Source organism: Geothrix alkalitolerans (assembly GCF_022808885.1).
GTDB classification, from domain to species: domain Bacteria; phylum Acidobacteriota; class Holophagae; order Holophagales; family Holophagaceae; genus Geothrix; species Geothrix alkalitolerans.
Window position 1 is genome coordinate 198248 of record NZ_JAKZLE010000007.1, and the last position, 22870, is coordinate 221117.

20 protein-coding genes are annotated in these 22870 nt (G+C 70.4%); 14 read left to right on the forward strand and 6 right to left on the reverse strand.

Annotated elements, in window-relative coordinates:
- Nucleotides 1–474: 474 nt before the first annotated feature.
- The 5 genes from nadA to MLJ35_RS14205 all read left to right on the forward strand — a co-directional run bounded on the left by nadA (nucleotide 475) and on the right by MLJ35_RS14205 (nucleotide 6534).
- The gene (gene nadA / locus MLJ35_RS14185) at nucleotides 475–1443 is read left to right on the forward strand and encodes a quinolinate synthase NadA (RefSeq protein ID WP_243384866.1); all 969 of its coding nucleotides are present in this window, start codon (nucleotides 475–477) and stop codon (nucleotides 1441–1443) included.
- Between the two features lie 427 nt (nucleotides 1444–1870).
- On the forward strand, nucleotides 1871–3442 hold the full coding sequence (locus MLJ35_RS14190; protein ID WP_243384867.1) for a sensor histidine kinase: 1572 nt from the start codon (nucleotides 1871–1873) through the stop codon (nucleotides 3440–3442).
- A 127-nt stretch (nucleotides 3443–3569) separates the two neighbouring features.
- Nucleotides 3570–4370: a c-type cytochrome gene (locus tag MLJ35_RS14195; protein ID WP_243384868.1), complete on the forward strand. Its 801-nt coding sequence runs from the start codon at nucleotides 3570–3572 to the stop codon at nucleotides 4368–4370.
- A 96-nt stretch (nucleotides 4371–4466) separates the two neighbouring features.
- Nucleotides 4467–5180 carry a response regulator transcription factor gene (locus tag MLJ35_RS16170; RefSeq protein ID WP_243384869.1) on the forward strand — a complete coding sequence of 238 codons (714 nt, stop codon included), beginning with the start codon at nucleotides 4467–4469 and terminating at the stop codon, nucleotides 5178–5180.
- Between the two features lie 25 nt (nucleotides 5181–5205).
- Nucleotides 5206–6534: a class II 3-deoxy-7-phosphoheptulonate synthase gene (locus MLJ35_RS14205; protein ID WP_243384870.1), complete on the forward strand. Its 1329-nt coding sequence runs from the start codon at nucleotides 5206–5208 to the stop codon at nucleotides 6532–6534.
- Here MLJ35_RS14205 and MLJ35_RS14210 read toward each other — a convergent pair.
- Complete coding sequence (locus MLJ35_RS14210) at nucleotides 6531–6983, reverse strand: SRPBCC family protein (protein WP_243384871.1); 453 nt, start codon at nucleotides 6981–6983, stop codon at nucleotides 6531–6533. The genes MLJ35_RS14205 and MLJ35_RS14210 overlap by 4 nt on opposite strands.
- A 119-nt stretch (nucleotides 6984–7102) precedes the next feature.
- Between MLJ35_RS14210 and MLJ35_RS14215 the strand changes: the two genes are divergently transcribed.
- Nucleotides 7103–8218 carry a serine hydrolase domain-containing protein gene (locus tag MLJ35_RS14215; protein ID WP_243384872.1) on the forward strand — a complete coding sequence of 372 codons (1116 nt, stop codon included), beginning with the start codon at nucleotides 7103–7105 and terminating at the stop codon, nucleotides 8216–8218.
- 4 nt (nucleotides 8219–8222) lie between these two features.
- Here MLJ35_RS14215 and MLJ35_RS16050 read toward each other — a convergent pair whose 3' ends face one another.
- Nucleotides 8223–8972, reverse strand: coding sequence for a hypothetical protein (locus tag MLJ35_RS16050; protein ID WP_275976559.1), 750 nt, complete (start codon nucleotides 8970–8972; stop codon nucleotides 8223–8225).
- Nucleotides 8973–8979: 7 nt separating this feature from the next.
- Nucleotides 8980–9375: an acyl-CoA thioesterase gene (locus MLJ35_RS14225; RefSeq protein ID WP_243323760.1), complete on the reverse strand. Its 396-nt coding sequence runs from the start codon at nucleotides 9373–9375 to the stop codon at nucleotides 8980–8982.
- Between the two features lie 51 nt (nucleotides 9376–9426).
- Between MLJ35_RS14225 and MLJ35_RS14230 the strand changes: the two genes are divergently transcribed.
- Nucleotides 9427–9795 (forward strand): thiol-disulfide oxidoreductase DCC family protein, encoded by a 369-nt coding sequence (locus MLJ35_RS14230; protein WP_243384873.1) that lies wholly within the window; start codon nucleotides 9427–9429, stop codon nucleotides 9793–9795.
- A gap of 10 nt (nucleotides 9796–9805) precedes the next feature.
- Nucleotides 9806–11152 (forward strand): type II CAAX endopeptidase family protein, encoded by a 1347-nt coding sequence (locus MLJ35_RS14235; protein WP_243384874.1) that lies wholly within the window; start codon nucleotides 9806–9808, stop codon nucleotides 11150–11152.
- A 42-nt stretch (nucleotides 11153–11194) separates the two neighbouring features.
- Here MLJ35_RS14235 and MLJ35_RS14240 read toward each other — a convergent pair whose 3' ends face one another.
- The gene (locus MLJ35_RS14240) at nucleotides 11195–12415 is read right to left on the reverse strand and encodes a serine/threonine-protein kinase (protein WP_243384875.1); all 1221 of its coding nucleotides are present in this window, start codon (nucleotides 12413–12415) and stop codon (nucleotides 11195–11197) included.
- 75 nt (nucleotides 12416–12490) lie between these two features.
- Between MLJ35_RS14240 and efp the strand changes: the two genes are divergently transcribed.
- Genes efp through MLJ35_RS14260 form a run of 4 tightly spaced genes read left to right on the forward strand, consistent with a single transcriptional unit; the run spans nucleotide 12491 to nucleotide 16028 of the window.
- The gene (gene efp, locus MLJ35_RS14245) at nucleotides 12491–13066 is read left to right on the forward strand and encodes an elongation factor P (protein ID WP_243323751.1); all 576 of its coding nucleotides are present in this window, start codon (nucleotides 12491–12493) and stop codon (nucleotides 13064–13066) included.
- Nucleotides 13063–14199, forward strand: coding sequence for a ribosome small subunit-dependent GTPase A (rsgA, locus tag MLJ35_RS14250; RefSeq protein ID WP_243323745.1), 1137 nt, complete (start codon nucleotides 13063–13065; stop codon nucleotides 14197–14199). Before efp ends, rsgA begins: the two co-directional genes overlap by 4 nt.
- Nucleotides 14200–14209: 10 nt before the next feature.
- Nucleotides 14210–15214: a lysophospholipid acyltransferase family protein gene (locus tag MLJ35_RS14255; protein WP_243384876.1), complete on the forward strand. Its 1005-nt coding sequence runs from the start codon at nucleotides 14210–14212 to the stop codon at nucleotides 15212–15214.
- A 55-nt stretch (nucleotides 15215–15269) separates the two neighbouring features.
- Nucleotides 15270–16028, forward strand: coding sequence for a hypothetical protein (locus tag MLJ35_RS14260; protein ID WP_243384877.1), 759 nt, complete (start codon nucleotides 15270–15272; stop codon nucleotides 16026–16028).
- A gap of 23 nt (nucleotides 16029–16051) precedes the next feature.
- Here the strand turns inward: MLJ35_RS14260 and MLJ35_RS14265 are convergent, their stop codons facing one another.
- Complete coding sequence (locus MLJ35_RS14265; protein WP_243323739.1) at nucleotides 16052–16828, reverse strand: YiiX/YebB-like N1pC/P60 family cysteine hydrolase; 777 nt, start codon at nucleotides 16826–16828, stop codon at nucleotides 16052–16054.
- 18 nt (nucleotides 16829–16846) lie between these two features.
- On the reverse strand, nucleotides 16847–18295 hold the full coding sequence (locus MLJ35_RS14270; protein WP_243384878.1) for an NADH-quinone oxidoreductase subunit G: 1449 nt from the start codon (nucleotides 18293–18295) through the stop codon (nucleotides 16847–16849).
- 282 nt (nucleotides 18296–18577) lie between these two features.
- On the opposite strand from MLJ35_RS14270, the gene purH reads away from it, so the two are divergent.
- Together purH and alaS are read left to right on the forward strand one after the other, a co-directional pair.
- On the forward strand, nucleotides 18578–20122 hold the full coding sequence (gene purH, locus MLJ35_RS14275) for a bifunctional phosphoribosylaminoimidazolecarboxamide formyltransferase/IMP cyclohydrolase (RefSeq protein ID WP_243384879.1): 1545 nt from the start codon (nucleotides 18578–18580) through the stop codon (nucleotides 20120–20122).
- Between the two features lie 112 nt (nucleotides 20123–20234).
- On the forward strand, nucleotides 20235–22856 hold the full coding sequence (gene alaS, locus MLJ35_RS14280) for an alanine--tRNA ligase (RefSeq protein WP_243384880.1): 2622 nt from the start codon (nucleotides 20235–20237) through the stop codon (nucleotides 22854–22856).
- Nucleotides 22857–22870 lie beyond the last annotated feature (14 nt).

A 22870-nucleotide genomic window follows, 5' to 3' on the forward strand; every position in this document is an offset into this window, starting at 1 on the left:
GGTAGCGGAATCCCCCTTGTGGCGACAGATTTTCCCGCCTGCGAACGGGCTCTTTTTCTCCTGGGGGATCTCCAGAGGCGGCAGGAAGGGACCCCCCGCCCCGCCGCCCTGGCCTGGGAGCGGGCGGCCTTCGCCGCCGTCTTCGACGACCCGGGTCCCGGACAGCGGATCCGCCGGTTCCTTGAGAAGGCCTAGGGTCTGTTTTCAAAATGGATGCGAGCCGCGACGGCGGCCAGCCGCGCTCATGGCAAGGCGGCGGCCGAAGGGCGATGCGGGACATCGTTCGAGGCCGGCAACGCAGCCAGGGGCGTGGCTGGCCACCGTCCCGGAGGGCAAGGGGGGCGCCCAGCGCGATACTGCGTCAAGCTCCTCACCGATAGTGCCGTGATCGCCTTCGTCGCTTTCCTCGTCTCGCTTGGGCGCGCCCCTTGCGCGGCCACACCCCACTTTGAAAACAGACCCTAAAATGGAGCCATGGACCTGACCGCCCCCTACGTCCCCGACCTCGAAAGCATCCCCGCGGGCCTCGACCTGCCCGCCGAGATCCGGCGGCTGAAGGCCGAGCGGCGGGCGGTCCTCCTGGCCCACTACTACCAGGAGCCCGAAATCCAGGACCTGGCCGACTTCGTGGGCGACAGCCTCCAGCTCAGCCAGCAGGCCGCCAAGGCCGATGCCGACGTCATCGCCTTCTGCGGCGTCCACTTCATGGCCGAGACCGCCAAGATCCTCAACCCCGGCAAAACGGTCGTGATCCCCGACATGGACGCCGGCTGCAGCCTGGCGGACCGCTGCCCCGCGGACCACTTCGCCGAGTGGCTGAAGCAGTACCCCGACCACGACGTGGTGAGCTACATCAACTGCTCTGCCGGCGTGAAGGCGCTCAGCACCGTCATCTGCACCAGCAGCAACGCCGTCCGGGTGGTGGAGAGCCTGCCGAAGGACCGCAAGATCGTCTTCGCCCCGGACCGCCACCTGGGCAAGTGGGTGATGCAGCAGACGGGCCGGGACATGGTGCTGTTCCCCGGGTTCTGCATCGTGCACGAGCAGTTCACGGCCAAGCGGGTGGCGGCCCTCAAGGCCCAGCATCCCGAAGCCAAGCTCATCGCCCACCCCGAGTGCGACGCCACCGTGAGCCAGCTGGCGGACTTCGTGGGCTCCACGGCCGCCCTGCTGAACTATGTGGCCAAGGACAGCGCCAAGGCCTTCATCGTGGCCACCGAGGCCGGCATCCTCCACCAGATGCGCCAACGGCGACCCGACGCCGACCTGATCCCTGCCCCGGCTGACAGCGGCTGCAACTGCAGCCTCTGCCCCTACATGAAGCTCAACAGCCTGGAGAAGCTCTACCTCTGCCTGCGGGACCTCCAGCCCGAGATCCGCCTGGACGAGGCCACCCGCCTGAAGGCCCTGAAGCCCCTGGAGCGGATGCTGGCCCTGGGTTAGAGCGCCTGGCAAAACCCCCACGAGGCCGCGCGAGGGTCGCCGGGCGAGCGAGGCGAGGAACACGAGGGAGGCTCCGGCTCCACGAGCCGTAGGCGAGTGGGAGGTACGCAAGGCGTGCCGTCAGACGGAGGGCGTAGCGGCATCGCCCTCCACCTGGTGGGCCCTGCCCCGCAGGGCCCTCCCGCTCGTTCCTCGCGGAGGTGGAGCCTCCCCGCCGGCCCTCGCCCGGAGGGAGAAAGCCAGGTGGGCGCCCCGCGGCGTCAGGGCCCTTGGACGATGTCCCGCATTGCCCTGCGGGCCCCTCCTTGCGGTGCATCCCACCTGGCTTTCTCGCGGCCCCGTCGGGGATTTGTTAGGCACTCTTAGGCACCCGGAAGTGGCCGGCGGCCGCTAAGCTGGCTGTCACCCCCCTTCCCGCCGAGCCCCCATGCCACGCCATCGCACCTCCCGCTTCCGCGTCCTCCATCCCGGCTTCGGAACCTCCCGGTGGCAGCGCCTCCAGCAGCAGAGCGGCATCGTCCTCCTGGTCCTGGCGGGCCTGTTGACGGCGGGGGTGCTGTATTTCGCCCCCCGGTACTACCTGATGGATCAGATCGGCAACGCCCAGCAGGCCTACATGGAAGCCCACTGGGTGGACTTCGAGGCGGTGGAGCGGCACTGGAAGAGCCTGCCGATCCTCCACAGCATCCAGCGGGGCGATGAGGAGGATGTCAGCCAGTTTCTCGCCGACCAGCCCCTGGTGGTGGCCCTGCTGGATCGCTTCGAGGGCCGCCACCTCTGGGTCCGCGAGGGCGACCACCTGGTCCCCGCCCGGGACCCCGCCCAGACCCAGCAGTACCTGGGATGGATGACCCACGCCGAGATGGCCCAGCGCTTCGAGTGGAACCCGCCGCGGGAGCAGGATCCCGACTTCGGGAAGGTGGCCACGGTGGTCCTGCTCTCAGACCGCTGGCTGGTGATCAAGCGTTGGCGGCCCGGGTCCCCGGACGTGGAGCGCGAGCTGGGCATCGCCCTGGCCCCGCGCCGGGCCCTGCGCATGGGGCTCCTCCGGGAGTCTGACGCCACGCGGAAGGATCTGAAGCCCCAGCCCTGGGGGGCCCAGCCCAACCTCCAGGCCGATCCCCAGCGGCTCATCGTCCTGCCCCTGGGCTCCATCACCAAGACCAACGCCTTCGGAGAGGGCTGGTCCCTGGGCGGCGTGGCCTTCGACGACGACCAGGCGGCTTTTCGTCGGACCCTCAAGTCCCAGCGGCGCCTGGTCTCCGGCGTGGCCCTCTCCGTGGGGCTGGCCATGCTGCTGGGCCTGTGGCTGCGGCATAGGACCCGGCGCAAGGCCGAGCTGGACGCAGACCGCATGGCCTCCATGACCCACAGCCTCAAGACGCCCCTGGCCATCCTCAAGTTCCGCTGCGACTCCCTGCGCCTGGGCCGCCTCAGCCCCGAGCGGGCCGACGAGGAGCTGCTCAAGATCGGCGAGGAGGTGGATCACCTCACCACCATCATCGAGACCGGCCTGCGGGTCATCCGCGGCGGGGGCGCCTCCGGTCCCCACGGCCTGGCCACCCCCGCCTGGATCCGTGAGGTGGTGGAGGACCTGCGCCCGGGATTCGAGGTCGAAAACCGGCCCCTGGAGATCCAGCTGGCGGAGGCCTCGGGGCGGGCCCCGCTGCCCTCCCTGCGCTCGGCCCTGCTCACCCTGGTGGAGAACGCCCTGACCCACGGGCGCGGACGGGTCACCCTGGAATCCTGGCGGACCCGGCGGCGCCTCTGCCTCCGGGTCACCGACGAGGGGGACGGGCTGGAACCCCACCAGCTCAAGGCCCTGGGCAAGCCCTTCCAGCGCCTGCGCTCCAAGGGGAAGGAGGGGTTCATGCGGGAGGGGCAGGGGCTCGGCCTGAGCCTCCTGGTGCAGGTGGCGGAGCAGGAAGGCTGGGGCCTCTCCTTCACGTCGGCTCCCGGCGAGGGCCTCTCGGCCCTTCTGGAGGTGCCGGTCGCCTGAACGGCCGGTCCCGCCTCCACTCGGTTTCCACCCGCCTGGCACCTTCAGAGATGACCAGGATCACGGGGCACGGTTCCTCCCGGGGCCTACCATCAGGCGGGCGGCACCCGCCCTGATGGGGGAAGTCATGACGCGTTCATGGATGGGCCTCGTGGTTCTCAGCCTGGGCATGGTGGCCGCCGAGCCGCCGAAGCCCGTCCAGGTGCCCTTGAAGGCGCCCCAGGAGGGGACCATCCCCCCGGGACCCGTCGGCGAGGCGATCCGCCTGGGCCAGAAGATCTTCACGAACACCCCCAAGTACGCGCCGGCCTATTCCGGGAATGCCCTCAGCTGCAGCAGCTGCCACCTGGACGCCGGGAAGGCGCCCCACGCCGCGCCCATGGTGGGCCTCTGGGCCGTTTTCCCCACCTACCTGCCCCGGGCCGGGCGCGTGGGAACCATGGAGGACCGCATCAATGGCTGCTTCCTGCGCTCCATGAACGGCAAGCCCCTGCCGACCAACAGCGAGGAGATGCGCGGCCTGCTCGCCTATGTCTGGTGGCTGTCCAGGGACGTCCCCGTGGGGGCCGAGGTGGTGGGTCGGGGGAATCCCCCCCTGCAGGCCCTCGCACCCGCGGATCCGGAACGCGGCAAGGCGATCTACGCCCGGGCCTGCGTGGTCTGCCACGGGGAGGACGGCCAGGGCTCCGCGGATATTCCGCCGCTCTGGGGTCCCCGGTCCTTCAACCTCGGGGCCGGCATGGCCCGCACCAGCAAGGCCGCGGCCTTCGTGAAGGCCAACATGAGCGGACTCGGCGGAACGGAGCCCCTCACCGCCCAGGAGGCCTGGGATGTGTCCGCCTACTTCACCCATCAGCCCCGGCCGGATTTCCCCGGGAAGGTGAACGACTGGCCCCGGGGCGGGAAGCCCGCGGACAGCCGGTACTGATGGAATATCCGTACTAGGAAATTGCAGCCAATCCGACTTGCCTTTCCAAGGCAATGCTCGCATCGTGGATGAAGCACGATCCTTGAGCGAGATGCCGTGATCCACATCCTCGTGGTGGAGGATGAGCCCTCCCTCTGCCAACTCCTCGTCAACAACCTGAGCTTCGAAGGCTACTCCGTGGAGGCCGTGGAGGATGGTGTGCCCGCCCTGGCGGCCCACACGGCCCGGGCGGCGGACCTCATCGTGCTGGACCTGATGCTGCCCCAATTGGACGGGTTCGAGGTCCTCCGAACCCTCCGGGACCGGCGGGACCACGTGCCCGTGCTCCTCCTCACAGCCCGGGGCGAGGAGGCGGACCGGGTGAAGGGCCTGAGCCTGGGGGCCGATGACTACCTGGTGAAGCCCTTCTCCGTGCTGGAGCTCGTCGCCCGGGTGAAGGCGATCCTGCGCCGGACCCGCCCCGTGGATCGGCCGACCTTGCTGCGGTCCGGCCCCTTCCGCTTCAACCTCCCGCGCCTGGAGGCCCGGCGGGAAGGCAGGCCCCTGGAGCTGACTCCCCGCGAGTTCCGCCTGCTGGAGATCCTCATCACCCACGCGGGCCGGACCCACAGCCGCAAGGAGCTGCTGCAGCTGGCCTGGGAGCCGGACGCCCGCCCCAGCGCCCGCACGGTGGACGTCCACATCGCCAACCTGCGCCGCAAGCTCGGAGAGGAGCTCGGTTCGCCCTGGATCACCACGGTCGGCGGCGAAGGCTACCGGTGGATCACCCCCGTGGAACCGGAGGCCGGCGGGGCCGCGTCGAACGGGTAGACTGGACCTTCGTCCCCGAGGTCCGATGGCGCCCTGGAACCCCCACAGCTGGCAGCGCTTCCCCGCCGCGCAGCAGCCGGCCTACGACGATCCCTCCGAGCTGGAGGGCGTCCTGGCGCGGCTCCGCCGCATGCCCCCCCTGGTGGTGCCCCAGGAGGTGGACCGCCTCCGGGGCCTGCTGGCCGAGGCCGCCGCGGGCCGGCGCTTCCTCCTCCAGGGCGGCGACTGCGCGGAGCAGTTCAAGGACTGCACGGCGGAATCCATCGCGGGCAAGCTGCGGGTGCTGCTCCAGATGTCCGTGGCCCTCACCCACGGCGGGCGGAAGCCCGTGGTGCGGGTGGGCCGCATCGCCGGCCAGTTCGCCAAGCCCCGCAGCAGGCCCACGGAGATGGTCCGGGGTCGCGAGCTGCCCAGCTACCGCGGCGATCTCGTGAACGGCCTGGAAGCGGACGAGGCGGCCCGCCGCCCGGATCCCGGCCGCATGCTGGAGGCCTACTTCCACGCCTCCGCCACCCTCAACCACCTGCGGTCCCTGGCGGCCGGCGGATACGCGGACCTGCACCACCCCGAGCGCTGGGAGCTGCCGGGCGAGGCGGGCCGGGTGCCCGAGTACCGGCGCACCCTGGACCAGGTGCGCGAATCCCTGGACTTCCTGGAGGCCCTGGGCGGCGTGCAGCGGGAGGCCCTGGAGCGCATCGACTTCTACACCAGCCACGAGGCCCTGCTCCTGCCCTATGAGGAGGCCCTCACCCGCTGGGTGGGCGAGAGCTCCGCCTACTACAACCTGGGGGCGCATACCCTCTGGGTGGGCGAGCGCACCCGCCAGCTGGACGGCGCCCACGTGGAGTACCTGCGCGGGATCCGCAACCCCATCGGCGTGAAGGTGGGCCCCAGCGCCACGCCCGAGCACCTGGCGGCCCTGCTGGACCGCCTCGACCCCGACCGGGAACCGGGTCGGGTCACCCTCATCTCCCGCTTCGGCGCCGCGAAGATCCAGGCGGCCCTGCCACCGCTCCTGAAGGCCGTGCGGGCCACGGACCACCCGGTGCTCTGGAGCTGCGACCCCATGCACGGCAATGGCGCCGAGAGCGCCCAGGGCCTCAAGACCCGCGACTTCGGCGCCATCCTCTCGGAGCTGCGCCAGGCCTTCGAGCTCCACCGGGCCCACGGCTCCCACCTGGGCGGCGTCCACATCGAGCTCACGGGCGAGGCCGTCACCGAGTGCACTGGCGGCAGCGAGGGCCTCTCCGAGGCGGACCTGGCCAAGGCCTACGAGACCGGCTGCGACCCGCGCCTGAACGGCACCCAGAGCCTGGAGATGGCCTTCCTTATCGCGGAGATGATGCGGGGCTAGGCTCCGTCAGGGATCTCCGCCTCCACCAGCTGGGCCAGGAGCGCCAAGGACTCCTGCCAGCCCAGGTAGCAGGCCTCAGGCGGAATCACCGCCGGGATGCCCGCCTGCACGATGTCCACCTCCGTGCCGACGGACACGGCCTTCAGGGAGATGGCCGTTTCCATGGTCCCGGGCAGGTTCGGATCGTCGAAGGTGTCCGTGTGCCGGATGCGTGCGCCTGGCACCAGCTCGAGATACTCGCCTCCGAAGCTGTGGCTCTGCCCCGTCCCGAAGTTCGTGAAGGACATCCGGTAGGTGCCGCCGACCCTTGCCTCCAGGTGGTGGACCTTCCCCGTGAACCCGTGGGGCGGGAGCCACTTCACCAAGGCGTCCGGGTCCAGGAAGGCGCGGTAGACCTTGTCGGGACCGGCACGGAGCACGCGGTGGAGATGGACGGTGTTCGTGGACATGGTCGCTCCTCGGCCAGCGGCCCGCAGGATAGCGCCGATGGGTTTGTCGTGACACCCATTCCGGACCAATTCAACCGCGGTTCCCATCCCGGGGTCGGTAGGCTGGATGGGGAGGCACGATGCGGCACGGATGGTCGATCCTGGGACTGGCCCTGCTCCTGGCCTGCGGGGGCGGAGGATCCACCTCCACCCCACCGCCCGCCGCCGACCCCTGGGCCGCGGTGACGGCCGCCGTCCAGGCTGCCCAGCCCCAGTTTCCGGGCGGACTGTGCGTGGAGGTGGCCACGCCAGACGGCGTGGTGTACTCCCGGTCCTTCGGCGGCTTCACGAACCAGGATTCCGTGTTGGTGGCTTCCGGCTCCAAGTGGGTCACCAGCACCGTGATCCTCCGTCTGGTGGCCGCGGGGGCCTTCCCCCACGGCCTCGACACGAAGACCAGTGAACTGCTCGCGGACCCCGGCGGCGCCCCCTGGGCCGGAAACATGGGCCAGATCACCCTGCGCCACCTGCTCAGCTTCACCTCGGGCATCAGCGGGGACGACGCCGCCTCGGAGAACGTGCTGATCAGCCTCCGGGCGGCCGTGGACCAGATCTACAGCGACTTCGCCGCCACCGCCTCGGCGCCGGGCAGCTACTTCTACTACGGCAGCACCCACATGCGCATTGCCGCCCGCATGGCGGAGGTGGCCACAGGCAAGCCCTGGGCCCAGATCTTCGCAGAGCAGCTGCATGACCCCATGGGCTGGTCCCCCGACAGCATCTACAGCGGCGGCGGTCCCAATCCCAACCCTGCCGGGGGCCTGCGGTGCACCGGCCTGGAGTACATGCGCTTCCTGATGATGCAGCTGCGCGGCGGGCGGGATGGCTCGGCAGTCTTCCTGTCGCCCTCCCTGGTCTCGGACCAGCGGACCGACGGCTACGGCCCCGCCACCACCCTCGCCTACAGCCCCTACCAGGATGCGGCCGGGTGGACCTACCACTATGCCCTCGGCAACTGGCTGGAGACCGCCGGTGGCACGCCGCCGGCCCCGGGGTCGCCCGTGATCCGCTACTCGAGCACCGGCACCTTCGGCTGGGCCCCCTGGGTGGCCGCCGACGGAACCTTCGCTGGCCTGGTCATGACCAAGCAGGCGGCGGGCACCATCCTCCCCTCCGAGACCCTCAAAGCCCAGCTGGACCCCCTGATCCGCGTCGCCCTCGCCCAGCATCCGCCGGTGATCCGGACCGTGCCCTGAGGGCTCAGTGCACGGTGGGGTGGATGCCCTCCGGGCCGGCCCGAAGGATCAGCGTTTCGAAAGCCGTGCCCACCAGGACCTCGGCTCCCGGCAGCAGCTCCTGCAGGGGCTTGAGCTTCGGCACCGGCAGCAGCAGAGCCTCGCCCGGGCGAAGGGTCGGCAGCTCCAGGCCCTCCCAGGCCCCGAGGGGCGTGCTGCGGCGGGCGGCCCCCGCCCGCAGCTCGAGGCTTCCCTCCGGCCAGGCGTCCACCATCCAGGCTCCCAGCAGGACGCTTCCCCCATCCTCCAGGGCCAGGCAAAACCCCGCGGCGCCCCCGCCCGCCAGGCCCAGGACCGCCAGACCGGGACGGGGAAGTTCCATCAGCTCCGCCCCGGGCCCCCTCACCTGGAAGCGGTCGAGGGCGGTCCCGTCGGCCCGGTGCAGCGCCGCGGGCCGGGGCAGGCAGGGCAGCAGGTTCACGGATTCCGGAAGTGGAGCCAGGGACTCCGGCAGGGTGCCGCGGCGGTCCCACTTCTCGGCGTAGGCCAGGGTCTGCTTGGCCCGGGCCAGGGCTCGGGCTCCGCCTTCCAGCAGGCGCCGGAGGCTTCCGGGCATCAGGGCCTCGGCCAGCCGCTCCGGATCACCTTCCCCCAGCTTGCGGAGGCGCATGGCCTCGATGCGGTTCAGGTCCGCCAGGCGGCCCGACGCCAGCCGGCCCACGAGCGTCCGGCGTTCCAGGGGCCCCTCGGCCCAGGCGGCGGTGCCGAGCAGCATCCGCGGATCAGACCTGGGCTTCGAGCCAGGCACGGGTGGTGCCCGAGAGCGGCTTGGGCCGGTTGGTGGCGAAGTCCAGCATCACCTGCACGCTTTTCCCCTCGGCGAACACCGGGCCGCCCAGGCCCTTGGTGAGGCGGTAGCCCAGGTCGAAGGAGCTGTTGCCCACCCGGGCGCAGTGGAGTTCCACCCGGACGTCGTCGCCCAGGAGGATCGGCATGCGGTAGTCCACCTCGATGCGCGCGATGAGGAAGCCTTCGTCCGTGAAGGCCCGGCCGCCCAGGAAGCTGCGCCACCACTGGAAGCGCCCCTGCTCCATGAAGCTCACCACCACCGCGTTGTTCACGTGGCCCATGGCGTCCAGGTCGCTGAATCGCACCTCGATGGGATGGGAGAAGGGCATGAAGCCTCCGGACCCTCAACCTTACCGCCAACCGTGGCATGATGCGTCCCGATGCCCGCGCCCCTGCTCCTCGCCTACGACCCGGCCTGCACCCTCTGCTGCCGCATGGCCCTCTGGCTGGCCCGGCGGGACCGCCGGGGGCTCCTGCACATCGCCTCCCTGCGCGATCCGGACTTGCTGGCCCTGGGACCCGAGCTGGCCGGGCGCCCCCTGGAGGCGGAGATCCACGGCCTCGACCTGGGCACCCGCCAGGTCTGGGCGGGGGCGGACCTCCTTCGGCCCATCGCCCGGCGCCTGCCGGGCTGGCGCTGGGCCGCACTGCTGCTGGCGATCCCCGGCCTCCCCCGCCTGCTGAACCGGGTCTACCTGGGGGTGGCGGCCCGACGGTTCCGCCGCACCGGCCGGCCGCCCTTCGCGTAGCCTGGGAGCCATGGATTCCACCCCTCCAAGCCCCTGGCACCCGGACCGCCGCTGGGCCGATCCCCTCATCGCCTTCCTGGCCCTCCTCGCCCTGATGGCCGCGGGTCTCACCCTTCGCGTCCGCCAGGAGGGGAATCACCGCCCCTCGGGCCGGACCACCCTCCAGGGGCAGATTCTCGAAGCCGGCCTGGCCGGATCCCACCTGCTGCGGGGCACCCCCATCCCGCCCCAGGAATGGGCCAAGGCGCGAGGCGGACTGACGGATCCGTGGGACCGGTCCCTGCTCGCGGTGCTCATGGCGGAACTGGGCGACCCCGTCGGGGCGAGGGAGCTCGTCCAGACCAGCCTCCCCGCCGGCGCCGCGGGAACGCGCTTCCGGCGGACCTTCGAGGCCGCCTACGAAGGCGCCCCCGTCCCGGACGCCGCCACGCGCGCGGAGGTCCAGCGGCGGCTGGGGAACGGCTACACGGCCCGCCTGCTGGAGGCCCGGCTCCGGGACCGGGAAGGGGGACCAGGCGCCGGCGACCTCCTGCGCGCCCAGGCCCGCGGCCTGCTGATCACCCGCCTCGCGGCCCTGGGGGGCCTCGGGCTGCTGGTGACGACCCTCGCCGCGGGGGGCCTCGCGGTGGGCATCTACCTCTGGGCCACGCGCCGGCAGCCGCCTGCCCGGCCCCTGCCCGCCTGGGGCCTGTCGGGACGGGCGGCGGCCTTGGTCTTCCTGGGCTGGTTCATGGCCTTCTTCGCGGCGGGCAACCTGGCAGGGCTGCTCCTCGCGCCCTGGCCCTCCCTGCGCTGGGCGGTCGTGCCCCTGGGCACCCTCCTTCATGCGGGGGTGGGCCTGCGGTTGCTGGGCTGGGCGGAAGGCCTCTCCTTCTCCGGACTGTGGCGACGGATGGGGCCGAGTCCGACCCGCCGCGACCTGGCCTGGGCCGTGGCCTTCCTCGCCCTGGCCGTGTTCCTGGTGCTGGCGGTGGCCATGGCCACGAGCGTGGTGCTGAAGCCGGAGCAGAACCCCCAGCGGGACCTGCAGGAGCTGCTCCGGGGTCTGACGGGCTGGGGCCCCACCCTGGTCATGTTCCTCGTGGTGGCGGGCGTGGCCCCCGTTTTCGAGGAGTTCCTCTTCCGCGGGTTCCTGTTTCCCGTACTGGCGCGGGGGGGCCGCGTCACCCTCGCCCTGGTCGCCTCGGCCCTGCTCTTCGGGGCCATCCACCTCCAGCCCGCGGGCCTGCCCATCCTCAGCACCCTGGGCCTGGTGCTCGCCCTGGCCGTGCGGCGCGCCGGCAGCCTCTGGCCCGCCATCCTCGTCCATGCCTGCTGGAACGGATCGCTCTTCCTGCTGATGCGGGCCTTCTCCTGAGGCCGCCCGGAGCTGTTCCTGACGCCGTCCGGGGCCGTCCTCTCAGAACTGGAGCCGCGACAGGGCAGGCGCCAGCCACCAGAAGAGCTGGAGGACGATGAAGGCCAGGACGATCCACTTCAGGACCTGGCCCCAGTTGGTGCCCGGACCTTCGGAACCGGCCTGGCGGCCGGCGCGCTTCCGGGTGGAGAGGTAGGATTCCACCGGGTCCTCGGCCAGGGCGATCTTGAGGGGCGCCGTGCCCCGGGCGCGGGACTCGTGGGATCCGGACTCCACAGCCGGTGTGGGCTCGACCTGCCGGAACCGCGCCGTGGAGACGCTTCCGGTGCCGTCCTCATCCTGCCCAAGGAACGTGAACAGGCGGGCCCGCATGCTGACGGGGCCGGGCAGGGCGTCGATCAGCTCTTCCATGAACTCGGGCAGCGTGGTGTAGCGGTCGTCCGGATCCGCCGCCAGAGCCCGCCGGAACACGGCGGCCATGCGGGGAGACACGTCCGCCGGGATGGACACGGGCTCCTGGAGGATGTGGAGGATGATCTCGGCGAGGCCGCCCCCCGGGTGCGGCAGCTTGCCGGTGAGGAGCTCGAAGGCCGTGGCGGCGAAGCTGTAGCGGTCCGAGGCCGGCGTGCCCTCGCTGCCCCGGAGCACTTCCGGAGGCGCGTAGGCCGGGGAGCCCAGGAAGTCGCCGGAGGAGGTCAACCGGAGCGCCAGCGTCTGGGCCAGCGCGGCGCCATCCCCCTCCATGAGGGGCATGTCCAGGGACTGGTCGGAACCCGGACCCAGGTGGCCCAGGGTGCGCGCGATGCCGAAGTCCATGAGCTTGGCCCGGCCCTCTTCGCTCAGCAGGATGTTGTCCGGCTTCACGTCGCGGTGCACGATGGCGCGGCGATGGGCGGCCCGCAGGGCGCGGGCGGTCTGGATCAGGACGCGGGCGCTGGTTTCCGTGTCCAGGTCCCTGTCCTTGATGTGGCGGCCGAGGCTCTTCCCTTCCACGTACTCCATGGCGAGGAAGGGCCCCAGGTCCTCCTCCACGCCGACATCGAAGACCGTCACCAGGTTCGGATGGTTCAGCTGGGCGCTGATCTCCGCCTCGCGCCGGAAGCGCAGGGTGGCCTGGTGCCGCGCGGCGCCCGCGACCCGCACCACCTTGATGGCCACGCGCCGCTTGAGCAGCGGATCCTCCGCCAGATACACAGTCCCCATGCCGCCCTGTCCGAGGGGCCGCAGGACCTGGTACCTGCCGATGGTTCTTGGATCTGCCATGGAACTGAAATTCTAACCACGAGACCCCTCTCCGAAGCCGGGCTAGAATGGAGGATTCGACAATCCGGAGTGCCCATGGCCGCCCTTCTCGAAGCCATCGAAATCAAGCGCAAGATGTTCTTCGAACTCGAAGACACGCCCTACCATTGCCTGGATGTGGAAATTTCGACCCCCACGGCCCGGGGCGGCCAGACGCTGGTGCGCATCAAGATGCGAAACCTCCTCACCCGAGCCGTCTTCGACAAGACCTTCAAGGCCGGGGACAAGTTCAAGGAACCGGATCTGGTCCTCACGCCCGCCAGCTACCTCTACAGCGACGGGGAGGGCTCCCACTTCATGGACCAGGAGACCTACGAGACCCACACCCTGGGCGCCTCCCTCATGGGCGACGCCCTCGACTACCTCACCGAAGGCCTCATCGTCCAGATCCAGAAGTTCAACGGCAACCCCATCGGCCTGCAGATGCCCGGCCAGGTGGAATTGTCCGTCACCTACACGGAGCCCGGCGCCCGCGGCGACACGGCCAGTGGCAACGTCACCAAGCCCGCCAAGCTGGAGACCGGCATCGAGATCAAGGTGCCCCTCTTCATCAAGGAGGGCGAGAAGGTGAAGGTGAGCACCGAGACCGGCGAGTTCGCAGGCAGGGCATGACCCGCAAGTTCCGCCTCGGCCAGAGCCGCGAGGCCCAGGATCTGGACCACCGGGAGGCCTATTCCCGCGAGCGGGCGGCGGACAGCAAGCGGCGCCAGCGCCACGCGGAGCGCCTGGAGACCGGCATCGAGGCGCACGACCCCGAGGCCCTGCTGCGCCTTCCGGATCCCGCGCCCTGGATGCATCTGCCCGAGGCCACGCTCATCCAGCGCCACAGCCAATGGGTGGACCTGGAGCTGGCGGATCGCACGGTGATGCGGGCCACCCTGAGCGGCAAGCTCAAGGGCGTGCGCCTGGTCTGCGGCGACCGCGTCCGCTACTCGGCCGTCCCCGTCGAGCTCGATGACCCCAGGGCCCCCGCCTCCCCATCCGTCCGAGGCGACGGGGGCTCCCCCGAAGCCCAGGTGGTGGCGGTGATGCCTCGCAAGAGCCTGCTCAAGCGGGGCGGCATCGACGATCGCGAGCCCTGGCAGCTCATCTGCGCCAATGCCGACGAGCTCTGGATCTGCGCGGCGGTGGTGGATCCGCCCCTGCGCCCCGGCCTCCTGGAGCGGGCCCAGGTGCTGGCCCTGGACGCGGGGCTCGCCTTCCGCGTCATCGTCACCAAGCGGGACCGGGCCTCGAAGAAGGACACCCTGCCCGAGTTGGATCCGCTGCGCGGCCAGCGGGTCTCCATTCATGAGACGTCCGCCCTCAGGGGCGAAGGCCTGGAGTCCCTGCGCGACCTCCTGCAGGGCAAGGTGGTGGTGCTGCTGGGCCACAGCGGCGTGGGCAAGAGCACCCTCGTGAACGCCCTGCACCCGCAGGCGGCCCTGAAGATCGGCGGCCTCACGAAGTTCGGCACCGGCAAGCAGACCACCACGGCCGCCCGCTGGCTGGCCCTGGAGGGGGGCACCCTGGTGGACACCCCGGGCATCCGCACCTTGAGCGTGCGCGGCTTCGACCGGGCCCTGCTCGCGGAGGTCTTCCCCGAGTTCCCCGCCGAGGTGCTGGAGGATCCCTGCGCCTTCGACGCCGAGGACGACGCGACGCTGGACCGCCTCGACCTCGAGTACCCCGAGCGCCTCCAGAGCCTCCAGCGCCTGTGGCTGGAGATGGAAGACCGCAACCCCAACCAGAACGTGTGGCGCTAGGAGGCCGGGGATGCAGGACCGGATGCAGTCCGACTCCAGGCTCCTGGGCCTCGTCTACGGGGCGGTCTTCGGCTCGCTGTTCCCCCTGTTCCACTTCGCGGCCCGCTCCTTTGCCCGGCGCGAGCGGGGCCACGAGATCGCCGACCAGATCGCCCACGCCTTCCTGACGCTGCGCCCCAAGTACCTGGAGGCCATCCTGGGCAACGCAGCCCAGATGCTGGGGCTGCGCCCCACCCACCCGGAGGTGGACCGGATCGCCCGGGACATGGTGCGCCAGCATGCCCGCGCCTGGGTGGACTTCTTCTACTACGGCCAGCGCGCCCCGGAGGAGGCCCTGGCCCAGTTCACCTCCCTGGAGGGTCTGGAGCACCTGGACGCGGCCATGGCCGAAGGGCGGGGTGTCATCCTCCTCACGGCCCACGCGGGGAACTACGAGCTGGGCGGGCTGCTGCTGCGGGCCCGGAACCTGAAGATCCACACGGTCTACAAGCCCGACCGCTTCGAGGCGGTGGAGCGGTTGCGGGAGCAGATGCGCGCCCAGGGCGGCGTGGTGGGCGTCCCCGTGGATGGCATCGGCTTCTCGACCCTGCCCCTGGTCAGGCTGCTGCGGGAAGGCTCCCTGGTGGGCATGCAGGGCGACCGGGACTTCAGCCTGAACGGACTGCCCATCCCCTTCTTCGGCCGGGAGGCGCCCTTCCCCCGCGGCCCCTGGGAGCTGGCGGCCATGACCGGGGCGCCCATCGTGACCTCCTTCTTCTACACGGACGAGGCACGGCGCTTCCATGCCCGGTTCGGCGAGCCCATCCGGGTCCTGGGCCGCAGGGGTGAGCGTCAGGCCGCCATCGAAGCGGGAATGCGAACCTATGTCTCCACCCTGGAACAGTTGATCCGCGAGCATCCCAGCCAGTGGTACTGCTTCTATCCCTTCTGGGACGACCCGATCCGGGCCTCCGGCCCCAGGGACCTGGGGCAAGCCACCTCTGCGGAGCCTTTGTCGACGGTCATAGGTGTTTGACCGTAAGCTTCAAGGTCCCGTGGCCTCTTCCCGGTTCCTACAAGGAGTCCCATCCATGCGCAGCGCCCTCCCCGTCCTGCTCATCACCGCGGCCATCATCGGCTGCAATTCCAACAAGTCCCAGGCTCCCGTGGTCGCCGCCCCCATCCAGGGCCAGACCGCCGCGCCCGGTGCCGCACCGGCCGCCGCGCCTTCCGCGGGCCTGTCCGTCACCGGAAAGCTCCTGGAGCGCATCGCCGCCTCGCCCTACTCCTACCTGCGCATCCAGACCGCCCAGGGCGAAGTCTGGGCCGCCGTGCCGGAGACCAAGGTCGATAAGGGTGCCGAGGTCACGGTGACCGGGGCCATGATCATGCGGGACTTCGAATCCAAGACGCTGAAGCGGACCTTCGCCCAGATCTATTTCGGCACCCTGGCCGGCAGCGGCCCGGCTGGGGCTCCCGCTGGCGACCCACATGCCTCTGCTGGCCAGGCGGCGGCCGTGGAGGTGGGCAAGGTCGAGAAGGCCTCGGGGGCGGATGCCCGCACCGTCGCCGAAGTCTGGGCCCAGAAGAGCGCCCTCAAGGGGAAGACCGTCACCGTGCGGGGCAAGGTCGTGAAGTACAACGCCGGCATCATGGGCAAGAACTGGCTGCACCTGCAGGATGGCAGCGGTGACGCGAAGGCCGGCAGCAACGACATCACCGTCACCAGCAATGACCCGGCCGCCAAGGGCGACACGGTCACCGTCACCGGCGTGGTGCGCACCGACAAGGACTTCGGCTCTGGCTATTCCTACGTGGTCCTCATCGAGGATGCCAAGGTGCGGAAGTAGGCCTCAGTCCTCAGGATTAGGCTTCAATTTTCGGCAAGCGGGCGCCCCCAGGCGCCCGCTTTTTCGGGTGGGGCCAGGTTGACCTTCAGCACCTCGAAGTTGGCGCTCAGGTCGAAATCCCGGGGCATGATGTAGCTCGGGTGCCGCGCGATCACCTGGTGCGAATGGGAGGCGGACGCGTCGCCGACCAGGGGTTGCACGGGGAAGCCCACCCGGTAGAAGGCCTTGGCGATGAGGGCGGAGCAGATCACTTCGCGGCTGCTGGAGCTGCCCAGGTACAGGGGGCGCCGCCGCCAGCGGGCCGGCAGCAGGTGGACGGGGGTGAGGTAGCGTCCCAGGTCGAAGATGTTGCGCCGGTCGTAGCGCAGGCCCAGGTGCCGGAGCATCTCGGCTACCACCTGCTCCAGGTCCCCGGGCGAGAGCCCCTGGGGGCGGCAGACCCTCAGGTTGTGGTCCGCATACCAGGCTACGGGGAACACCCGCACCCCTTCGGCCATGTCGCTCTCCAGGACCAGGTGGGCAGCCTCGGCCCCGAAGCGATCCAGCGCCGACTCGGCATGGGGACCGCCCCGGCGCAGCAGGGCATCGCCGATGTACATGGCGGCGTGGCTCCATGAACTCTGGCTGAGGCTCATGATCATGCGGCTGATGCGGGACTTGCCCTCCACCAGCACCACGTCGCCGGGGCGAAGCCCGGCCCGGAGCCGCTCCACATCGTTGGGCACCCGCCGCTGGTAACTGGGCAGCTCCGCCGTGAGGTAGCGGACGAGGCCCCTGGTCAGCGCGTCATGGAGGAACATGGTTCCTCCTTTTCTCCGCTAGACGGCGGCGGGAACGGCGGCCAGCTCCTTCACCCAGGCGGGCAGGGTGCGGACGCCCTTGGGCGCCTGCAGGGCCTTCTGGTAGCGGCGGAGCTCGCCCTCGTGGTTGACGATGAAATCGCTCTCTTCGGCGTAGCTGGTGATGGGCAGCCAGGCCGTGGCCATGCGGCCCAGGTCCGAGGCCTCCACCTCGAAGGCCAGGCTGAAGGCCGCGGCCTTGAGGATCTGGCCCAGCAGCTCGGCCTCCTTGGCGCTGGTGAAAGCAGCGTCGTGCAGGAGGACGACAGCCTTGACCTCGCCCTTCTGGACCTTGGCCTGCAGCTCTTCCAGCGCGCCGAAGCGGTAGCCGCGCTCCGTGAAGCCCCGGCGGTTCAGGATGCCGTCCTCGCTGGTCTGGTACTTGGGCAGCACGGCGGGAATGGTCTTGTCGCCGCTGCCGTAGCGCAGGCCTTCGGAGGCTGCCAGATCGCCCAGGCGCTGGGCGGTGTCGCAGCCGAAGGTGCCCTGGCCGATGACCGCGACGGGACCCGCGGCCTGGAAGGCCTCGCGGATGGCGTCGAGCGAGGCCGGCGCGCCCTTCAGCAGGGGCGCGGGAGCCCCGTCCTGCCGGTTGTAGTGCACGTAGGCGTAGCGCTCCGCGTCACTGATGAAGTGCGTGGTCTCCTTGCCCTCCAGGGGCCGGGGCCGGAAGCGGTGGATCTGGTTGCCTTCGTGGTCGATCCAGATGGGGCTGCCCAGCGCCGAGTGGCGGCTGATGGAGGGCGTGTTCTTGAGGTACCAGACGCGCTTGCGGAAGCGGAAGTCGCGGCTCGTGAGGGCGCCCACAGGGCAGAGGTCCACCACGTTGCCCGCATACGGATTCTGGTCAAGGGACTTGCCCGTGTAGGTGGTGACTTCCAGGCGGGAGCCGCGCTGGGCCACCGTGAGCTCGTAGCCGCCGCTGATCTCCTTGGTGAAGCGCACGCAGCGGGTGCAGTGGATGCAGCGGTTCTTGTCGATGACGATCTTGGCGCCCAGGTCCTCGTAGCGGTAGCGCCGCTTCACCTCGGCCATGCGGGAGTCGCCGCTGCCGTAGTGGTACGAGTAGTCCTGGAGCTTGCACTCGCCCGCCTGGTCGCAGATGGGGCAGTCCAACGGGTGGTTCATCAGCAGGAATTCCATCACGCCGGCCCGGGCATCGGCCACGGCGGGCGTGTTGGTGAACACCTCCATCACCACGGCCTCGGGGTTGTCCTTGGGCGCGGGCGGCACGGTGGTGGTGCAGCTCGTGGCGAGCTTGGGCTGGCCCTTGATCTCCACCAGGCACATGCGGCAGGTGGCCACGGGCGTGAGCGCCGGGTGGTAGCAGTAGTGGGGGATGTCGATGCCCACGGTGCGGCAGGCATCCAGCACCAGGGTGCCGGGGTTCACGCTCAGTTCAACGTCGTTGATCTTGATCGTCGGCATGGGCCCACTCCAGGCCTTCCAGGATGGGGCTTGGGGCGCTGGAGGTAAAGGTGGACGCCCCAGCCCCTTCCGGCGGCCCAGGTCCTTCCGGGTGCCCGAAAGTCCAGGAAATCCGCCAGATCCGGCCGGCGGCGGCCCCCTGTGGCGGGAGTCACATTCGGGACGGACGCCTGCTGCCGGCGCCCTGGAAGCCGGTGGGGCAGGACCTCAAGGCCACCGGGGACATCCAGCCCTTCCGGATGGGGCCACGGCATGAAAAAATCAAGGGTTCAGGGGGCGGACATGCCTACGGCATTGATCTCGGTGTACGACAAGACGGGGCTGCTGCCCCTGGCCAAGGGACTGTTGGCGCAGGGCTGGCGCATCCTGGCCACCGGAGGGACCCTCCGCGCCCTGCAGGAGGCCAAGCTGGAGGCCCAGGAGGTGGCCGCCTACACCGGCGCCCCGGAGTGCTTCGACGGCCGGGTGAAGACCCTGCACCCCCGCATTCACGGGGGCCTGCTCTACCGCCGGGACTTGCCCGAGCACGTGGCGGACGCCAAGGCCCAGGGCATCGATCCCATCGATCTGGTGGTGATCAACCTCTACCCCTTCGAGGCCACCATTGCGCGCGAGGGCGTCACTCCGGCCGAGGCCATCGAGCAGATCGACATCGGCGGCCCCAGCATGATCCGCAGCGCCTCCAAAAACCACGCCTCCGTCACCGTGCTCACCAGCCCCGACCAGTACGAGCCGTTCCTCGAGAAGCTCAAGGGCGGCGCCTGGGGGCTGGAGGACCGCCGCCGCTGCGCCCTGGAGGCCTTCCGCCGCACGGCCGCCTACGATGCCGCCATCGCCGGCTGGATGGAGCGGGAGCTGGCCCACGGCAAGCCCTCCGAGCTTCCCCACCACCTCTGCCTGAACCTGGTGCAGAAGCAGGGCCTGCGCTACGGCGAGAACCCGCACCAACCCGCGGCCTTCTACGTGGAGCCCGGCCGCAAGGTGGAGGGCATGGCCGCCTGCCACCAGCACCAGGGCAAGGAGCTCAGCTTCAACAACCTGCTGGACGCCGACGCCTGCGCCAAGCTGGTCTGGCAGTTCCCGGCCCCAGCCTGCGTCATCGTCAAGCACAACAACCCCTGCGGCGTGGGTCAGGGGCCCCATGCGCTGGAAGCCTTCATGCGCGCCCAGGCCGGCGACCCCGTCAGCGCCTTCGGCGGTATCGTGGCCTTCAACCGTCCCGTGGGCGTCGAGGTGGCGCGCGTCATGGCCCAGACCTTCTGGGAGGTGATCCTCGCGCCGGCCTTCACCGGCGAGGCCCTGGAGGTCTTCGCGGCCAAGAAGCAGCTCCGCATCCTGCAGACCCCTGACCACTGGCCCCAGGCCGCCGAGGGTCTGGACACCCGCTCGATCGGCGGCGGCTACCTGGTCCAGCACGCGGACGACGGCTTCGTGCCCTTCGAGGACTGGGAGGTCAAGGCCAGCGGGTCCGGCACCAAACCCCGGGCCGAGGACCTCATGCTGGCCCAGCGCGTGGCCAAGGCCGTGAAGTCCAACGCCATCGTGCTGGTGAAGGACGGTGCCACGGTGGGCATCGGCGCGGGCCAGATGAGCCGCGTGGATTCCGTGGAGATCGCCTGCCGCAAGGCCGGCACCAAGTCCCGCGGATCCGTGCTTGGCAGCGACGCCTTCTTCCCCTTCGCCGACGGCCTCGAGCTGGCGGCCAGCCACGGCGTCACCGCCTTCGTGGAGCCCGGCGGCAGCCTCCGCGACAACGAAGTCATCGCCGCCGCCCAGAAGCTCGGCGTGTGGCTCTTCTTCACGGGCATGAGACACTTCCGGCATTGATGTTGTCCGGGGGTTCCGCGCGGCGCGCACACCCCCGGAGCCCCCACGCGCGACACGGGCAAAGCCCGTTCCGCGCTTTTTCTTTCCGATCGTCCGATATCTTGGATCACCTATGAAAACCTCCGAGCTCCGCCAGCGATTCCTGCAGTACTTCGAGCGCCAGGGGCACCGTCGGGTGGCCTCCAGCGCGGTCATCGGGCCGGCGGACGATCCCACGGTGATGTGGACGAACTCGGGCATGATCCAGTTCAAGGACGTGTTCCTGGGCAAGGAGAAGCGGGACTACACCCGTGCCACCACCAGCCAGAAGTGCCTGCGGGCCGGCGGCAAGCACAACGACCTGGACCAGGTGGGCTTCACGGCCCGCCACCACACCTTCTTCGAGATGCTGGGCAACTTCAGCTTCGGAGACTACTTCAAGGCCGACGCCATCCGCTACGCCTGGGAGTTCGTGACGGGCCCCGTGGAGAAGGGCAACCTGGGCCTGGATCCCTCGAAGCTCTGGATCACCGTCTTCGAGGGCGCCGACGGCGTGCCCGCGGACACGGAGGCGGAGGAGCTCTGGAAGGCCGCGGGCGTGCCCCCCGACCGCATCATGCGCTTCGGCAAGAAGGACAACTTCTGGCAGATGGGCGACACCGGCCCCTGCGGTCCCTGCTCGGAGATGCACTACGACCGCGGCGCCCATATTCCCGGCGATGCCACGCCCAACGGCGAGGGCGACCGGGTCATGGAGATCTGGAACCTGGTCTTCATGCAGTACGAGCGCGACGCCAAGGGGGTGCTCGCCCCGCTTCCCCGGCCCAGCATCGACACGGGCATGGGCCTGGAGCGCACCGCCAGCATCCTCCAGGGCGTGGACACCAACTACGAGATCGACCTCTTCGAGCCCATCTTCGAGGCCATCTGGAAGGTGGCGAAGGTCAAGGCCGACGGGCGTCGGGAGCATGCGAACCGAACCGCCTCCCAGGTCATCGCCGACCACATCCGCGCCGCCACCTTCATGTGCTACGACGGCGTGGTGCCCAGCAACGAGGGCCGCGGCTACGTGCTGCGCAAGATCGTGCGCCGGGCCCTCCGTTTCGGCCGCAAGCTGGGCATCGAGGGGCTCTTCTTCGCGGACCTGGCGCCCGCCGTGGCCCAGGCCATGGGTGACCAGTACCCCGAGCTGCTGGGCGAGCTGCCGCGCATCCAGAAGTCCCTGCGCCATGAGGAGCGGCAGTTCAGCCAGACCCTCTCCACCGGCCTGAAGATCCTGGAATCCAGCGCCATCGCGGACGGCGCCCTGGCGGGCTCCGACATCTTCCGCCTCTACGACACCTACGGCTTCCCCGTGGACCTGGTGGAGGACTGGTGCCGGGAGCGGGGCATCCGCGCCGATCTCGACGGCTTCCAGCAGGAGCTGAGCGCCCAGCGCCACCGGGCCCGGGCCGCCATGAAGTCCCACGACCTGCGCCTGGCCGGCGACCTGGCCGCGCTGGCCGACCTGCCGCCCACCACGTTCACGGGCTACGAGCACCTGGAGGGCCAGGCCCATGTGGTGGCGCTCTTCGACGCCGCCAACCGGCGCGTGAAACAGCTCACGGGCGCCGGCTCCGTGCTGCTGGACCACACCCCCTTCTACGCCCAGTCCGGCGGGCAGGTGGGCGACACGGGCCAGCTCCGCTTCGAGGGCGGGCTCGCCGAGGTGCTGGACTGCACGGCCCCCGCCCAGAAGCGCCACCTCCACAAGGTCGAGGTGACCGGCACCCTGCTGGAGAACATGGCCGTCATCGCCCACGTGCACCCCATCCGCCGCCGCCGGGTCCGGGCCCACCACACAGCCACCCACCTGCTGCATGCCGCCCTGCGGGAGGTGCTCGGCACCCATGTGAAGCAGGCCGGCAGCGTGGTGGACGAGCATCGCCTGCGCTTCGACTTCACCCACTTCGCCCCCCTGGACGCCGAGCAGATCGCCGAGATCGAGCGGCTGGCCACTCGCGAAGCCCTGAAGGCCCTGCCCACCACCATCCAGGAGATGGACATCGACGCGGCGCTCGCCTCCGGGGCCATGGCCCTCTTCGGCGAGAAGTACGGGGACGTGGTCCGCGTGGTGCAGGTCCCCGGCTTCTCCACCGAACTCTGCGGCGGCACCCACGTGGGGAACACCGGCGAGATCGGTGTGGTGAAGATCCTCTCGGAAGGCGCCGTCAGCGCCGGTGTGCGCCGCATCGAGGCCGTGGCCGGCGAGCTGGCCCTGGAGCTGCTGCAGGCCGACGAAGCCATGATCCACGGGCTCTCCCGCCAGGCGAACGCGGCCCGCGAGGTCCTGCCGGAGCTGCTCACGGTCAAGGATCAGCGCATCACCCAGCTGGAGCGCGACCTCAAGGAGGCCAAGCTCAAGGCCGCCAGCGGCGGCGGCAGCGCCGAGCAGGCCGAGCAGGTGAAGGGCGCCACCCTGGTTACGGCCGCGGTGGAAGGGCTCGAAGGCAACGCCCTGCGCGAGTTCATGGACCAGGTCCGTACGCGCCACCCCAGCGCGGTCATCGTCCTGGCCTCACGGACCGCCGAGGACAAGGTGGCCGCCCTGGTCTCCGTGTCCCCGGACCTGCCGTACGACGCGGGCGCCCTCTTCAAGACCATGCTGCCGGCCCTGAACGGCCGGGGCGGCGGGAAGAAGGACCTGGCCCAGGGCGGCGGATCCAACCCGGCCGGCCTGCCCGAGGCCTTCGCGGCCCTGCGCTCGGCGCTCTGATCCGGCCAAGGGTT

What these genes read in the sequence shown, in the direction of transcription:
- MLJ35_RS14240 (WP_243384875.1), bottom strand. Translation starts at nt 12,415, where the DNA reads ATGGCAGATCCAAGAACCATCGGCAGGTACCAGGTCCTGCGGCCCCTC.
- MLJ35_RS14265 (WP_243323739.1), bottom strand. Translation starts at nt 16,828, where the DNA reads ATGTTCCTCCATGACGCGCTGACCAGGGGCCTCGTCCGCTACCTCACG.
- alaS (WP_243384880.1), top strand. Translation starts at nt 20,235, where the DNA reads ATGAAAACCTCCGAGCTCCGCCAGCGATTCCTGCAGTACTTCGAGCGC.
- MLJ35_RS14205 (WP_243384870.1), top strand. Translation starts at nt 5,206, where the DNA reads ATGGCGCCCTGGAACCCCCACAGCTGGCAGCGCTTCCCCGCCGCGCAG.
- MLJ35_RS14195 (WP_243384868.1), top strand. Translation starts at nt 3,570, where the DNA reads ATGACGCGTTCATGGATGGGCCTCGTGGTTCTCAGCCTGGGCATGGTG.
- rsgA (WP_243323745.1), top strand. Translation starts at nt 13,063, where the DNA reads ATGACCCGCAAGTTCCGCCTCGGCCAGAGCCGCGAGGCCCAGGATCTG.
- nadA (WP_243384866.1), top strand. Translation starts at nt 475, where the DNA reads ATGGACCTGACCGCCCCCTACGTCCCCGACCTCGAAAGCATCCCCGCG.
- MLJ35_RS14260 (WP_243384877.1), top strand. Translation starts at nt 15,270, where the DNA reads ATGCGCAGCGCCCTCCCCGTCCTGCTCATCACCGCGGCCATCATCGGC.
- MLJ35_RS14270 (WP_243384878.1), bottom strand. Translation starts at nt 18,295, where the DNA reads ATGCCGACGATCAAGATCAACGACGTTGAACTGAGCGTGAACCCCGGC.
- MLJ35_RS14225 (WP_243323760.1), bottom strand. Translation starts at nt 9,375, where the DNA reads ATGCCCTTCTCCCATCCCATCGAGGTGCGATTCAGCGACCTGGACGCC.
- MLJ35_RS14215 (WP_243384872.1), top strand. Translation starts at nt 7,103, where the DNA reads ATGCGGCACGGATGGTCGATCCTGGGACTGGCCCTGCTCCTGGCCTGC.
- MLJ35_RS14210 (WP_243384871.1), bottom strand. Translation starts at nt 6,983, where the DNA reads ATGTCCACGAACACCGTCCATCTCCACCGCGTGCTCCGTGCCGGTCCC.
- MLJ35_RS14190 (WP_243384867.1), top strand. Translation starts at nt 1,871, where the DNA reads ATGCCACGCCATCGCACCTCCCGCTTCCGCGTCCTCCATCCCGGCTTC.
- purH (WP_243384879.1), top strand. Translation starts at nt 18,578, where the DNA reads ATGCCTACGGCATTGATCTCGGTGTACGACAAGACGGGGCTGCTGCCC.
- MLJ35_RS14255 (WP_243384876.1), top strand. Translation starts at nt 14,210, where the DNA reads ATGCAGGACCGGATGCAGTCCGACTCCAGGCTCCTGGGCCTCGTCTAC.
- efp (WP_243323751.1), top strand. Translation starts at nt 12,491, where the DNA reads ATGGCCGCCCTTCTCGAAGCCATCGAAATCAAGCGCAAGATGTTCTTC.
- MLJ35_RS16050 (WP_275976559.1), bottom strand. Translation starts at nt 8,972, where the DNA reads ATGCTGCTCGGCACCGCCGCCTGGGCCGAGGGGCCCCTGGAACGCCGG.
- MLJ35_RS14235 (WP_243384874.1), top strand. Translation starts at nt 9,806, where the DNA reads ATGGATTCCACCCCTCCAAGCCCCTGGCACCCGGACCGCCGCTGGGCC.
- MLJ35_RS14230 (WP_243384873.1), top strand. Translation starts at nt 9,427, where the DNA reads ATGCCCGCGCCCCTGCTCCTCGCCTACGACCCGGCCTGCACCCTCTGC.